The organism is Pseudomonas sp. FW305-28 (assembly GCF_017351395.1).
Lineage (GTDB): Bacteria > Pseudomonadota > Gammaproteobacteria > Pseudomonadales > Pseudomonadaceae > Aquipseudomonas > Aquipseudomonas fluorescens_AA.
Map to the genome: position 1 here is coordinate 1 of NZ_JACNDD010000071.1, position 13,069 is coordinate 13,069.

Consider the following 13,069-nt stretch of genomic DNA (forward strand, 5'->3'; position numbering starts at 1 on the left):
CTTGGCGAACTCCAGCGAGCCCAGGTGCGCATAGGCCTCGGGAATCTTGGCCCAGACGTACATCGATGCCTTCGGGTTCTCTACCATCCAGCCCAGCTCATGCAGGCCCTTGACCAGCACGTTGCGGCGCTGGCGGTACTGCTCGGCGATGTCGCGCACGCATTGCTGGTCGCCTTCGAGGGCGGCGATGGCGGCCACTTGCAGCGGCGTGAAGGTGCCGTAGTCGTGGTAGCTCTTGATCCGCGCCAGGGCGTTGACCAGTTCCGGGTTGCCCACCATGAACCCGATGCGCCAGCCGGCCATGTTGTAGCTCTTGGACAGGGTGAAGAACTCCACCGCGATGTCTTTCGCGCCCGGCACTTGCATGATCGACGGGGCTTTCCAGCCGTCATAGACGATGTCGGCGTAGGCCAGGTCGTGGATCACCAGCACGTCGTACTGCTTGGCCAGGGCGATGACCCGCTCGAAGAAGTCCAGCTCCACGCACTGGGCGGTGGGGTTGGACGGAAAGCCGAGGATCATCATCTTCGGCTTGGGGATCGAGCCGCGAATGGCCCGCTCCAGTTCGTCGAAGAAATCCACTCCAGGCACCAACGGCACCGAGCGCACCTGGGCGCCGGCGATCACCGCGCCGTAGATGTGGATCGGATAGCTGGGGTTGGGCACCAGCACCGTGTCGCCCTGGTCCAGGGTGGCCAGCATCAGGTGGGCCAGGCCTTCCTTGGAACCGATGGTGACGATGGCTTCGGTTTCCGGGTCGATGTCCACCTCATAGCGGTCCTTGTACCAGCGCGAAATGGCGCGGCGCAGGCGCGGGATGCCTTTGGAGGTGGAATAACCGTGGGTGTCTTCACGCTGGGCGACGGTGACCAGTTTTTCCACGATGTGTGGAGGCGTGGCGCCGTCGGGATTACCCATGCTCAAGTCGATGATGTCTTCGCCGCGCCGACGCGCAGCCATCTTCAGCTCGGCAGTGATATTGAATACATACGGGGGGAGTCGATCAATGCGCGCAAAGCGGCGCGGCGAACCTTGTTCGGCCATTGTTGCCTCGAGATACGTGAGCGCCCGGAACCGTCCGAGCGACGTTGGCCACTGCGGTGGCCTGCGGCGCAAGATAATCGGGCGGATGTTGGATTGTCCAGTAGCCGCGGCGAACTATTTTCGACGACACTGTCGCCCTGGCCGCGGCGCCATCGATGGTCGCAGCGGCTTGTTGAACCTGTCTCACCCAATCCTGATGGAACGAATGATGGAATTTTCCAGCGGCTTCCTGCTGAGCCTTTCGCTGTGCCTGGACATTGGCGTGGCCAATATCGCGATGATCACCCTGGCGATGCAGCGCGGCTATTTCCAGGGGTTCGCCTTGGGCCTGGGCACCTGCGTGGGCGATCTGATCTATGCCGTCCTGGCCTTGGCCGGCATGACCGTGTTGCTGCAATACGAAGCGGTGCGCTGGGTGCTGTGGGTCGGCGGCTCGGTGCTGTTGCTGTACTTCGCGGCCAAGATGATCCACTCGGCGATCTATCACAGCGCGGTATTGGCCGAGGCCGGAGAAGTGCAGGGCAACTCTTCGCGCCAGGAGTTCTTGCGCGGGATTTTCCTGGCCATGTCATCGCCCAGTGCCATCCTCTGGTTCGCGGCGGTGGGCGGTACGCTGATCGCCCGTTCGGGCGGCGGAACCTTGCTCAGCTCGGCGCTGTTTCTCAGTGGTTTTCTCTGCGCCGGGCTGCTGTGGTGCGCGGCTTTGTGCCTGGCGGCGACCCAGGGTGGCAAACTGTTGGGGGATAAATTGTTGCGTTATTCCTATTGGGCATCCGCCGCGATCTTCTGCTATTTCGCGGTGTACGTGATTGTTTCTGGCTACAACGAGTTTGTAGGAAGCGCCGTCACCGCGGCCCTGCCTGGCATCTGACAAGCGAAACGGCCCTGGCAATCACGGTTTGGCTTCTATACTGCCAAGCCCGACTTCACGTTTTGCTGGAGTGTTGCCGCATGGAAAAGCCCGAACGCGATTACACAGCCGTGCCACGCTTTGAACAGGGACGTTTTCAGCTCATCGCCGGCTTTGGTGCTCGGTTTACCCAGGACACCGCCCAAGACATCCCTTTGCTCTGGGAAAAGTTCCTGCCCTGGCTCGGCAAGGTGCCAGGGCAGAAAGATGAAGTGACCTACGGTGTGTGTTGCAACCCGGACGGGAAGGGTGGGTTCGAATACATCGCCGGCGTGGAAATCAGCCGGCTCGACGATTTGCCGGAGCAATACCGCTGGATCGAAATCCAGCCAGGCCATTACGCGGTCTTCGAACACAAAGGGCCATTGAAAAAGCTGCCGGATACGTTCCAATACATCTGGAAAGAGTGGCTGCCCCATTCCGGTTACGAAGCGGCGGGTCAGCCTGAATTCGAGCGCTACAGCGAAGACTTCAACCCCAGGACCGGCCAAGGCACCCTGGAGATCTGGATCCCGCTCAAGCCAAGCTGATCGGCGCAGTCCCCTGTGGGAGCGAGCCTGCTCGCGAGAGCGTCAGGTCAGCCGCTTTGATGTTGACTGAAACACCGCTATCGCGAGCAAGCTCGCTCCCACATTCGGCGCCTATCGATCGTTGATTCTGTTTGTCAGAACACCAACCCCATCCGCCGCTCATACCCGATGCGGCCCTTGTAGGCTTCGCCACTGTCGACCCAGCCCAGGCGGGCGTACAGGCCAATGGCCGAGACGTTATCGGGATCGACCGAGAGCTCCAATCCGTGGATGTCCGGCCAGGCGGCTCGTGCCACGGCGGGCAGCGCCTGCAGGCAGGCCTTGCCATACCCTTTGCCTTGGGCCCGGTGGTCGACTTGCAAGGCATGCAGGGTGGCGCTGTGCTCGTTGGCCCAGGCCGGCAGTACCGGCGGGCGCTTGAGCAGCAGGAAGGCCACTGGCACGTCCCCAGCCAATAGCGCAAAGCCTTTGACCCCCGGGCCGGGCCGGGACAGCAGCATGTGCAGGGCGCCATGAATATCGCCGGCGAACTTGATCTGTTCGGGGTGGAGTTCGATGGCGCTGACCTGTTCACGTTGCAGCGCGGTCAGGTCTTCGTAGGGGACGAGTCGAGCGGTCACAGAAACGTCCAATGTGTGCCGGCAGAATAGGACTTGGATTCTAGCGAATTTTCTCTTTGAATTATTTTTGTTGGATTGTCGATTCGCTGTTTCTCCAAACGACAAAGGGTGTCTTCAACAAAAAACTGCGGAGAATCACCATGAATACCCAAGCCACTGAAACCCAGATCCAGGCCTTGATCGACACCTACCGCCAAGCCGTCATGGCTAAGGACGTCGAAAAAGTCATGGCGCTCTATGACGAGAGCATTGTCTCGTTCGATGCCATCCAGGCCCTGCAATTCAAGGGCAAGACCGCTTACCGGGCCCATTGGCAAGCCTGTATGGAAATGTGCCCCGGCCCGCACAAGTTCGACTTTCATCAGGTCAAGATTACCCCGGCCGACAACATCGCCTTTGCCCACTGGCTGGCCTATTGCGGCGGCACCAACGAAAAAGGCGAGGAGCAGGCCTGCTGGATGCGTGTGACGGCCTGCTACCAGCGTGTAGCCGGACAATGGCGGATCGTCCATGAACATTGGTCCGCTCCGTTCGACCCGATGGCCGGGACGGCGCTGTTCGACCTGCAACCCTGATCGTCGGTTTTTTCGCCGAGCGTCATTCTGCCGTCCATAGTTGATCAGTCCGAACACGGAGCCTTCCATGAAGTACCTATGCCTGGTGTATAGCAACGAACAGACGCTGCACAACTCGCCCGACAGCCCGGAGGACGCCGAGTGCATGGCCTATGCCGAATCGATCCAGGGCAGTGGGCGCATGCTGGCCGCCGAAGCCCTGGAGTCGGTACAGACCGCCACCACGGTGCGCATGCGTGGCGGCAAGCTGTCGATCACCGACGGCCCGTTCGCCGAAACCAAGGAGCAACTGGCGGGCTTCTACCTGATCGACGCCAAGGACCTCAACGAAGCCATCCAGGTCGCCGGCAATATCCCGGCGGCCCGGGTCGGTTGCGTTGAAGTGCGACCGGTACGCCAACTGAACCCCTGAACAACAATCACAAACAGGATTTCATTCATGAACCTCACTGCTGCCCCTTACGCGTTATCCATCAGCCGGGCAATCGATCGCCAGGCACACGATGCCATGGGTTTCCCTGAGGGTTGGGGCCAGGGCCGGCTTGAGACACTGGTTACCCAAGGCATGCCCGACTGATGTCGGTCGAAACGGTCAAGGCGCGGGTCGAGCAGGTTTATCGGCAAGACTCGCGGCGGATCCTGGCGACGCTGATTCGCCTGCTGGGTGACTTCGATCTGGCGGAAGAGGCTTTGCACGAGGCCTTTTTCATTGCGGTCGAGCGTTGGCAGCGCGACGGTGTGCCGGACAACCCACGGGCCTGGCTGGTGTCTGCCGGGCGCTTCAAGGCCATCGACAGTTTGCGCCGGCGCGCGCGTTTCGCCGCGTCCCAACCGATGTTGATCGCTCAACTCGAAGCGCTGGAGCAGGATCCGTGGAGTGACGAAGACGTGGAAGACGATCGCCTGCGGCTGATTTTTACCTGTTGCCACCCGGCCCTGGCGGCGGATGCCCAGGTGCCCCTGACGCTGCGGGAAGTCTGCGACCTGACCACCGAACAAATCGCCCGGGCGTTCCTCGCCGCCCCGGCGGCCATTGCCCAGCGCATCGTGCGGGCCAAGGCGAAAATCCGCGATGCCAGGATCCCCTATCAGGTGCCGTCCCGCGCGGAACTGCCGGAGCGGCTGGACAGCGTTCTGCGGGTGATCTACCTGGTGTTCAACGAAGGGTATTCGGCCTCGATGGGCGCCGAGCTGACTCGCGAAGACCTGACGCGCGAAGCCATCCGTCTCGGGCGTCTGCTGATGGAGTTGCTGCCCGAGGCCGAGGTCATGGGGTTGCTGGCGTTGATGCTGCTGCACGAATCCCGGCGCCCGGCGCGAACGTCGTCGACCGGTGAACTGATTCTGCTGGATGAGCAGGTGCGATCCTTATGGGATGCCGAGCTGATCGCCGAGGGCTGTGCGTTGGTGGAAGCCGCGCTGAAAACCCGACGGTTCGGGCCGTACTGCCTGCAAGCGGCGATTGCGGCGGTGCATGCCGAAGCGCCGACGGCTGAGCAGACCGATTGGCCGCAGATCGTCGGGCTTTATGATGTGCTGCTGCGGGCCGTGCCGTCGCCGGTGATCGAACTCAACCGCGCCGCCGCCCTGGCCAAGCGTGACGGACCGGAAGTCGGCTTGCGCCTGGTCGAGGCGATCCTGGAGCGTGGGGAATTACTCGACTATCACCTGGCCTATTCGGCGCAGGCGGAATTCTGTCGTCAACTGGGACGATTGGACGAGGCGAGGGCGGCGTACCGCCGCGCGCTCGAACTGACGCAGCAACTGCCGGAACGGCGGTTTATCGAAGGGCGGCTTGCCGGGTTGCAGCCATGAACCACAGTGACGCCCCTTGTGGGAGCGAGCTTGCTCGCGATAGCGGTAGACCAGCCAACATCAATATCGACTGATAGACCCCTATCGCGAGCAAGCTCGCTCCCACAGGTTTTGTGGCTTGGCTGGCTGCGTTGACCCGCAGCCAGCCGGCGTTGATCAGAACTCGTGATCAGCGTTATCCGGGTTCAGGTCGCTGATGCCCAGTTTGCCCGCAGCCTGTTCGATCGAACCGGTCTGCTTGACCAGTGCGGCGATGGCGTCGCGCACGATCTGGTTACCGGCAGTGTTGCCGGCGGCGATCAACTGGTCGTAGTGCTCACCCTTGTTGGCGTGATCGACCATGACCTGGATCTTGGCTTCGGTGTCGGCCAGGTCGGCCTTGAGCGCGGTGTCCGCGGCCGGGTCGGCCTTGGCGACCAGGGACGACAGGCTGGCGCCGGCCATCTTGGTGCCGTCGACCCGGGTGTATTCGCCCAGGTACACGTTACGCACGCCCTTGGCATCGTAGAAGTGCGAGTTGTGGGTGTTGTCGCTGAAGCAATCCTGCTCGTCTTCCGGCGAGTTGGCTTCCAGGGACACCTTCATGCGCTCGCCCGCCAGTTCACCCAGGGACAGGCTGCCCATGCCGAACAGCATCTTGCGCAGGCCACTTTCGGCCGGCTCGGCTTCCAGGGTGGCGCGGTAGTTGTCGGCCACGTTCGGCTTCCAGTTGCCGACCATTTCCTGCAGGTCATTGACCAGCAGTTGGGTCACGGACTTGAGGTAGGCACGACGACGGTCGTTGTGGCCGCCAGTGGCACCGGCGCCTTCCAGGTAATCCGAAGCGGGGCGATTGCCGGCGCCCGGGCCGGTGCCGTTGAGGTCCTGGCCCCACAGCAGGAATTCGATGGCGTGGTAGCCGGTGGCGACGTTGGCCTCGGAACCACCCAGCTCGTTCAGGCTGGCGAGTTTTTCCGGGGTGATGTCCTTGACGTCGACCTTGTCTTCGCCAACCTGGACTTCGGTATTGGCGATGATGTTGGCGGTGGCGCCCGGGTTACCCAAGGCGTGCTCGTAGGATTTGTCGACGTAGTCGATCAGGCCTTCGTCCAGGGGCCAGGCGTTCACCTGGCCTTCCCAGTCGTCGATGATGGTGTTGCCGAAGCGGAACACTTCGCTTTGCAGGTACGGTACGCGTGCGGCGACCCAGGCAGCCTTGGCGGCTTTCAAGGTATCGGCGTTCGGCTTGGCCAGGAACGCGTCGACGGCGGTTTGCAGGGTCTTCGCAGTGGATTCGGCATCGCTGTAGACGGCATAGACGATGTCGGCATAGTGCGCGACAACGGCCTTGGCGGCGGCTTCGTCGACTTTGCCGGCAGCAGCAGGGGCGACCGGTGCCGAGGTGCTGGCGGCCGGCGTTGGCGCTTGCGGCGCGGCGGCCTTGTCTTTGCCTTCGCCGCAACCGGCGAGGGAAATAGCGATGGCCAGCAGACTGGCGGTAGCCAGGGGCATACGAATCATGGCGAACATCCTGCTTCGGTGATGGATGGGACAGGCGCGAGGGTGCGCAAAACTGCGACATAATGCGAAAGATTTGCATTATGTGTAAAGGGTTATGGTTGTAAATATTTCTTATTTAATGAAGGGATCGGCAGCGTCTGTAGGAGCTGCCGAGCGAAGCGAGGCTGCGATCTTTCCCCTGCCGATTGAGTCCCAGGCGAAAATCAAAGGATCGCAGGCTTCGCCCGCTCCTGCAGGAACGTGGCAGAAGAGAGGAATCAGAGGATGGACACCTTGCTGCGCTCGGCCTGCTTCAGGTAAAGGCCCAATTCCCGCGCCGGTAGCGGCTTGCTGTAGTAGTAGCCCTGACCTTCGTGGCAGCCCTCGGCGATGATGTAGGCTTCCTGCTCGACCGTCTCGACGCCCTCGGCAATGACCTGCATCCCCAGGCTCTTGCCCAATTGGATGATGGCCCGGACGATGGTTGCGTCGTCTTCGTCGTCGAGCAGGTCCTGGACGAAGCTCTTGTCGATCTTGATCTTGTCCAGCGGCAGGCTCTTGAGGTAGCTCAGGGACGAGTAGCCGGTGCCGAAGTCATCGATGGCAATCAGCGCCCCGGAGCGACGCAGGCTCAGCAAATGCTGGGCCGCGGTGGTGATGTCTTCCATCAGGCCGGTCTCGGTGACTTCCAGCTCCAGGCTGCGCGGCGGCAGCCGGTACATCTGCAGGAGATTGTTCACCACCCGTGGCAGTTCGGCGTGGTGCAATTGCACTGTCGACAGATTGACCGCCATGCGCAGGTCGAGGAAACCCTGGTCGTGCCATTCGCGCAATTGCCTGCACGCCTGGTCCAGCACCCATTCACCGATGGCGATGATGGTGCCGTTCTGCTCGGCCAGGGGAATGAACAGGTCGGGCGGCACCAGGCCGTGCTCGGGATGGTGCCAGCGGATCAGGGCTTCAGTGCCCACCACCCGCAGGTCGCGGTAGCTGATCTGTGGCTGGTACACCAGGGTGAACTGCTCGCGGGCCAGGGCCTCGCGCAGGTCTTTTTCCAGTTCGCGACGGCGGCGCATCTCGCTGTCGACGCTGGCAATGTAGAACTGATAGCGATTGCGCGAGCGGCTCTTGGCCAGGGTCATGGTCTGCTCGGCTTTCTGCAACAGTTTCTCGGTGCTGTCGCCGTCTTCGGGGAAGAGGGTGATGCCGATGGTGGCCCGCAGGCGGATTTGCTGATCGTCGATGGCGAACGGTGCTTCCAGGTCATCGAGGATGCTCTGGGCCAGTTCGGCGGCCTCGTAAGGCTGTTCGATGTCGGCCTGGACCAGGGCGAACTGGTCGCCCCCCAGCCGCGCCAGTGCGCCGAGCCGCCCACTGTGGGCCCGCAGGCGATCGGCCAGGGCCAGCAGCAACTGATCGCCGGTCTGATAGCTGAACTGTTCGTTGATGCCCTTGAAATCATCCAGCCCTACACACAACACCGCCACCCGACGTTGCAGGCGTCCGGCGTCCACCAGGATCTTGTCCAGTTGCTGTTGAAGTTGCTGACGGTTGGGCAGCCCGGTGAGAAAGTCGTACTGGGCCATTCGCAGCAGGCTGTTTTCCGCTTCGTGGCGCAGGTGCGTGTTGCGCTCGATGGATTCGAGCAGTTGGTTGGCCGTGTTGATCCACAGGCCCAGTTCGTTTTGCTCGTGGCCGCGCAACTGCGGGATCTTGTGCGCACTGGGGCGATCGGGGTTGATTTCGGTCAGGTGTTCGATGATCCGCGACAACGGCTTGGTCAGCAGCCAGTGATAGACCAGGTACAGCACCAGGCCCATGGCCAGGGCCCGCAGCATCCCGGAGATGAAGATGATCACCGAGCTGACGATGAAACCTTCGCCGTAGGTGGCCGTGTCGAGGGTAATGCTCAGGTCGCCGTAATATTCGCTGTAGGGGCCACGTCCCACCAGCTGCGTGGTGAAGGTGCGCTCCTTGCCCAGGATCAGGTCGGTCAGCCAGCGGCTTTCGGAGTGCTGCAAGGGGCGGGTTTTTTCGGCGAGCATGGTTTCGCGGGGATGGCCGATGGAGGCCATGCGCACGGCTTCGTCCTGGAACAGGCCTTCGATCACTTGCATGCCCATTTCCCGGTCCAGGCTGTAGACGGCCTGGGTCGATGGATCGCGGAACATGTCGAGGATACGCTGGGCGTCACTGGCGACGGCCTGGTTGGTTTTGTAGGCATCGAACACGATCTGGGCGCAGCTCAAGACCATGCCAACGATCAATGCCGAAAGGAGCACGACCCGGAGCAACTTCACAGACAAGCTGTTCTTGAGTTCCAGCTTCAAAGAGTGGTTCCTTGTTCCGTGCGGGTAGCGTCAAGTTGCCATGAGTATTGGCAATCCTGTGATGTCAGTCAAAGGGACAATCAAACACAAGGGTTTTCGCTTGAAACCTGACCGATATACGTTCTTTCCAGAGTGATTGCTCTACGACCATTGTGTCGGTTGAAAGGCACCGCAACTTGAGGCCCGTCGGGATTTTTTCTTGGATTCCAGACACGAGGTATTTGCCTGGCGATCAATTTTGTCGCGCAAAAAAAAACCCGGCACGGCGCCGGGTTTCCTTTGTCTGGCATCGAGCTTAGGCAGTAAAGGCTTTGCCTTCGAACTGCTCGGCGACGAATTTCCAGTTGACCAGGTTCCAGAACGCTTCGACGTATTTCGGACGAACGTTGCGGTAGTCAATGTAGTAGGCGTGTTCCCACACGTCGCAGGTCAGCAGCGGGGTGTCGCCGCTGGTCAGCGGGTTGCCGGCACCGATGGTGCTGGCCAGGGCCAGGGAACCGTCAGCCTTTTTCACCAGCCAGCCCCAGCCGGAACCGAAGGTGCCGATGGAGGTCTTGCTGAATTCTTCCTTGAACTTGTCGAACGAACCGAATGCCTTGTTGATGGCTTCAGCCAGGGCGCCGGTTGGTTGACCGCCGGCGTTTGGCGCCAGGCAGTTCCAGTAGAAGGTGTGGTTCCAGACCTGAGCGGCGTTGTTGAAGATACCGCCCGAGGAAGTCTTGACGATTTCTTCCAGGGTCTTGCCTTCGAACTCGGTGCCAGGCACCAGGTTGTTCAGGTTCACGACGTAGGTGTTGTGGTGCTTGTCGTGGTGGTATTCCAGAGTTTCTTTGGAAATGTGTGGCGCCAGTGCGTCGTGTGGATAGGGCAGCGGCGGCAATTCGAAAGCCATGGTGATTCTCCTAATCAGGTCAGTTGCGGTGAGCGCAAGGCCGATCACGGGCGGCCAGACTAGCGCCGGGGAGTTTGTACTCTTTGCGGCGCAGGAGTCGGATCATAGCACCGGGGGTGCGGCATAACCACGCAACAACTGTGTGGAATAGAGGTTCCAGAGCGGTTTGGAATAATCAGCCGGCGACAATCAATTGCATCGCCACGGTAAACATCATCACCGCCACCAACAGGTCCAGGATCCGCCAGGTGCTTGGACGGGCCAACCAGGGAGCCAGCCATGCGGCGCCGATGGCCAGGGTGAGGAACCACAGCAGCGAGGCACTGGCCGCGCCCACCACATAGGCGCCGGGCACGCTCTGCTGGGCCCCGAGGGAACCGATCAGCAGCACGGTGTCGAGGTAGACGTGGGGGTTGAGCAGCGTCACCGCCAGCGCGCTGAGCAACACTGCCCGCAGCGAGCGCACAGCCTGGTTCTCACCCTGTTGCAGGCTCTGCTTCGAACAGGCCCGGCGCAAGGCCAGACTGCCGTACCAGAGCAGGAACGCCGCGCCGCCCCAGCGGGCAATCGACAGCAACAACGGACTCTGGGCCAGCAAGGTCGCCAAGCCGAACACTCCGGCGGCGACCAACAGGGCGTCGCAGGCGATGCACAGCGCCGCGACCGGCAAGTGGTGCTCGCGGCGCAGGCTCTGGGCCAGCACGAATGCGTTCTGGGCGCCGATGGCCATGATCAGCCCGAGCGCCACCAAGAGCCCGTTCACATAGCTTTGCCACATCGTTTTATCCCCCGGTCAGTTGATGAATTGCTGGCCATTCTCCTGTGGCGAGCTGTATAAGAAAAACCAATATTGCTGATTGCTCATTAGAGAAACTGATGTTCGATTACAAATTGCTTTCTGCCCTGGCTGCCGTGGTCGAGCAGGCCGGTTTCGAGCGCGCGGCCCAAGTGCTGGGTTTGTCGCAATCGGCCATTTCCCAACGGATCAAGTTGCTGGAGGCGCGTGTCGGTCAGCCCGTTCTGGTGCGTGCCACACCGCCAGCGCCCACGGAAATCGGCCGTCGGTTGCTCAACCACGTGCAACAGGTGCGGCTGCTCGAGCGCGACCTGCAGAGCCTGGTGCCGGCGCTGGATGAAGAGGGGCTGCCGGAGCGTCTGCGCATCGCCTTGAACGCCGACAGCCTGGCAACCTGGTGGGCCGCTGCCGTGGGAGATTTCTGCGCCGACCATCACCTGTTGCTCGACCTGGTGGTAGAAGACCAGACCGTGGGCCTCAAACGCATGCGCGCCGGTGAAGTGGCGGCCTGTGTCTGCGCCAGCGAACGCCCGGTGGCGGGGGCTCGCAGCGTGTTGTTGGGGGCGATGCGTTACCGGGCGTTGGCCAGCCCGGCCTTCATCGCCCGGCACTTTCCCGACGGCGTGCGGGCCGATCAACTGGCTCGTACGCCGGCATTGGTGTTTGGCCCGGATGATTTCCTGCAGCATCGCTACCTTGCGTCCGTGGGCGTGGAGGGCGGTTTCGAGCATCATTTATGTCCCTCGTCCGAAGGTTTCATCCGTCTTGCCGAGGTGGGGTTGGGCTGGGGGCTGGTGCCAGAGCTGCAAGTGCGCGAACAGCTGGAACGAGGCGTGCTGGTGGAATTGTTGGCAGATAAACCGATCGATGTGCCGCTGTACTGGCATCATTGGCGCAATGGTGGGCAGTTGCTCGGCTTATTGACTGAGCGATTGATCGCAGCGGCAAGCAGCACGCTGCAAGCGGTAAGTGAAAAGCGCTTGGCTTGAAGCTTGTGGCTTGTAGCTCGAATCTGATTTTTAGGAGCATGCATGAAGATTTTGGTCACCGGCGCGAGCGGCTTCATTGGCGGGCGCTTTGCGCGTTTCGCCCTGGAGCAGGGCCTGGATGTACGGGTCACCGGTCGCCGGGCCGAGAGCGTGGAACACCTGGTGCGTCGTGGTGCGCAGTTCGTCCAAGGCGATCTGAACGACCCTCTGCTGGCCCGCGACCTGTGCCTGGATGTCGAGGCCGTGGTGCATTGCGCTGGCTCCGTGGGGCTGTGGGGCCGCTATCAGGATTTCCACCAGGGCAATGTCCAAGTCACGGAAAATGTTGTCGAAGCCTGTCTCAAGCAGAAGGTGCGCCGCCTGGTTCATCTGTCCTCGCCGTCCATTTACTTCGACGGCCGTGACCACCTCGGGTTGACCGAAGAACAGGTGCCCAAGCGCTTCAAGCACCCTTACGCCGCCACCAAGTACCTGGCCGAGCAGAAAGTCTTCGGCGCCCAGGAGTTCGGCCTCGAAGTGCTGGCCCTGCGCCCGCGTTTCGTGACCGGCGCCGGTGACATGAGCATTTTCCCGCGCCTGCTGAAAATGCAGCGCAAGGGCCGACTGGCCATTGTCGGCAACGGGTTGAACAAAGTGGACTTCACCAGTGTGCAGAACCTCAACGAAGCGTTGCTCAGCAGCCTGTTGGCCACCGATTCAGCCTTGGGCAAGGCCTACAACATCAGCAACGGCGCACCGGTTCCGCTGTGGGATGTGGTCAATTATGTGATGCGCCAGATGGAAGTCCCACAGGTCCGACGTTATCGTTCCTACGGTCTGGCTTACAGCGTCGCGGCCCTGAATGAAGGTGTCTGCAAATTGTGGCCGGGCCGCCCCGAACCGACGCTGTCGCGCCTGGGCATGCAGGTCATGAACAAAAATTTCACCCTGGATATCAGTCGCGCCCGGCATTATCTCGATTACGATCCGCAGGTCAGCCTGTGGACCGCCCTCGATGAATTTTGCGCCTGGTGGGGTGTCCAAACAGCCCGCTGATCGGCCCATCATGAACCGAGTGCCAGGTTCGGGGTCAATCGGTGCGGCGGGCGA

The 13,069-nt window shown here is 61.5% G+C and carries 13 protein-coding genes and 1 pseudogene; 8 read left to right on the forward strand and 6 right to left on the reverse strand.

Going from position 1 to position 13,069, the window contains the following annotated elements:
* A partial coding sequence (alaC, locus tag J4E53_RS17380; protein WP_207268163.1) for an alanine transaminase occupies window positions 1-1,044 on the reverse strand: 1,044 nt, incomplete at its 3' end.
* A gap of 208 nt (window positions 1,045-1,252) precedes the next feature.
* On the opposite strand from alaC, the gene J4E53_RS17385 reads away from it, so the two are divergent.
* Complete coding sequence (locus J4E53_RS17385; RefSeq protein WP_060738843.1) at window positions 1,253-1,915, forward strand: LysE family translocator; 663 nt, start codon at window positions 1,253-1,255, stop codon at window positions 1,913-1,915.
* An 80-nt stretch (window positions 1,916-1,995) separates the two neighbouring features.
* Complete coding sequence (locus J4E53_RS17390) at window positions 1,996-2,484, forward strand: GyrI-like domain-containing protein (RefSeq protein WP_060738842.1); 489 nt, start codon at window positions 1,996-1,998, stop codon at window positions 2,482-2,484.
* Between the two features lie 134 nt (window positions 2,485-2,618).
* Here the strand turns inward: J4E53_RS17390 and J4E53_RS17395 are convergent, their stop codons facing one another.
* On the reverse strand, window positions 2,619-3,104 hold the full coding sequence (locus tag J4E53_RS17395) for a GNAT family N-acetyltransferase (RefSeq protein ID WP_060738841.1): 486 nt from the start codon (window positions 3,102-3,104) through the stop codon (window positions 2,619-2,621).
* Window positions 3,105-3,244: 140 nt separating this feature from the next.
* Here J4E53_RS17395 and J4E53_RS17400 point away from each other — a divergent pair, with 140 nt between their 5' ends.
* The 4 genes and pseudogenes from J4E53_RS17400 to J4E53_RS17415 all read left to right on the forward strand — a co-directional run bounded on the left by J4E53_RS17400 (window position 3,245) and on the right by J4E53_RS17415 (window position 5,494).
* Entirely contained in the window at window positions 3,245-3,679 is a 435-nt protein-coding gene (locus J4E53_RS17400; protein WP_060738840.1) for a nuclear transport factor 2 family protein, read from the forward strand.
* A 67-nt stretch (window positions 3,680-3,746) separates the two neighbouring features.
* On the forward strand, window positions 3,747-4,091 hold the full coding sequence (locus J4E53_RS17405) for a YciI family protein (RefSeq protein ID WP_060738839.1): 345 nt from the start codon (window positions 3,747-3,749) through the stop codon (window positions 4,089-4,091).
* Window positions 4,092-4,166: 75 nt separating this feature from the next.
* Window positions 4,167-4,256, forward strand: a pseudogene (locus J4E53_RS17410) (polyketide cyclase); the annotation flags it as partial.
* A complete protein-coding gene (locus J4E53_RS17415; RefSeq protein ID WP_060738838.1) occupies window positions 4,256-5,494 on the forward strand; it encodes an RNA polymerase sigma factor in 1,239 nt (412 codons plus the stop codon). The pseudogene J4E53_RS17410 and the gene J4E53_RS17415, both read left to right, overlap by 1 nt.
* Before the next feature lie 156 nt (window positions 5,495-5,650).
* Here the strand turns inward: J4E53_RS17415 and J4E53_RS17420 are convergent, their stop codons facing one another.
* The 4 genes from J4E53_RS17420 to J4E53_RS17435 form a co-directional block, all read right to left on the reverse strand.
* A complete protein-coding gene (locus tag J4E53_RS17420) occupies window positions 5,651-6,994 on the reverse strand; it encodes an imelysin family protein (RefSeq protein ID WP_103309398.1) in 1,344 nt (447 codons plus the stop codon).
* 257 nt (window positions 6,995-7,251) lie between these two features.
* Window positions 7,252-9,303 carry a bifunctional diguanylate cyclase/phosphodiesterase gene (locus J4E53_RS17425; RefSeq protein ID WP_060738836.1) on the reverse strand — a complete coding sequence of 684 codons (2,052 nt, stop codon included), beginning with the start codon at window positions 9,301-9,303 and terminating at the stop codon, window positions 7,252-7,254.
* Window positions 9,304-9,598: 295 nt separating this feature from the next.
* Window positions 9,599-10,195, reverse strand: coding sequence for a superoxide dismutase (locus J4E53_RS17430; protein ID WP_060738835.1), 597 nt, complete (start codon window positions 10,193-10,195; stop codon window positions 9,599-9,601).
* 175 nt (window positions 10,196-10,370) lie between these two features.
* Window positions 10,371-10,973: a LysE/ArgO family amino acid transporter gene (locus tag J4E53_RS17435; RefSeq protein ID WP_092203858.1), complete on the reverse strand. Its 603-nt coding sequence runs from the start codon at window positions 10,971-10,973 to the stop codon at window positions 10,371-10,373.
* Window positions 10,974-11,071: 98 nt separating this feature from the next.
* Here J4E53_RS17435 and J4E53_RS17440 point away from each other — a divergent pair, with 98 nt between their 5' ends.
* Together J4E53_RS17440 and J4E53_RS17445 are read left to right on the forward strand one after the other, a co-directional pair.
* Window positions 11,072-11,980, forward strand: coding sequence for a LysR family transcriptional regulator ArgP (locus tag J4E53_RS17440; RefSeq protein ID WP_060738833.1), 909 nt, complete (start codon window positions 11,072-11,074; stop codon window positions 11,978-11,980).
* Between the two features lie 42 nt (window positions 11,981-12,022).
* Window positions 12,023-13,015, forward strand: a complete 993-nt coding sequence (locus J4E53_RS17445; protein WP_060738832.1) for an NAD(P)-dependent oxidoreductase — start codon at window positions 12,023-12,025, stop codon at window positions 13,013-13,015.
* Window positions 13,016-13,069 lie beyond the last annotated feature (54 nt).

Coding starts and splice junctions, on each gene's coding strand:
- J4E53_RS17415 (WP_060738838.1), top strand. CDS start 4,256: ATGTCGGTCGAAACGGTCAAGGCGCGGGTCGAGCAGGTTTATCGGCAA.
- J4E53_RS17390 (WP_060738842.1), top strand. CDS start 1,996: ATGGAAAAGCCCGAACGCGATTACACAGCCGTGCCACGCTTTGAACAG.
- J4E53_RS17435 (WP_092203858.1), bottom strand. CDS start 10,973: ATGTGGCAAAGCTATGTGAACGGGCTCTTGGTGGCGCTCGGGCTGATC.
- J4E53_RS17445 (WP_060738832.1), top strand. CDS start 12,023: ATGAAGATTTTGGTCACCGGCGCGAGCGGCTTCATTGGCGGGCGCTTT.
- J4E53_RS17400 (WP_060738840.1), top strand. CDS start 3,245: ATGAATACCCAAGCCACTGAAACCCAGATCCAGGCCTTGATCGACACC.
- J4E53_RS17430 (WP_060738835.1), bottom strand. CDS start 10,195: ATGGCTTTCGAATTGCCGCCGCTGCCCTATCCACACGACGCACTGGCG.
- J4E53_RS17420 (WP_103309398.1), bottom strand. CDS start 6,994: ATGATTCGTATGCCCCTGGCTACCGCCAGTCTGCTGGCCATCGCTATT.
- J4E53_RS17385 (WP_060738843.1), top strand. CDS start 1,253: ATGGAATTTTCCAGCGGCTTCCTGCTGAGCCTTTCGCTGTGCCTGGAC.
- J4E53_RS17440 (WP_060738833.1), top strand. CDS start 11,072: ATGTTCGATTACAAATTGCTTTCTGCCCTGGCTGCCGTGGTCGAGCAG.
- J4E53_RS17405 (WP_060738839.1), top strand. CDS start 3,747: ATGAAGTACCTATGCCTGGTGTATAGCAACGAACAGACGCTGCACAAC.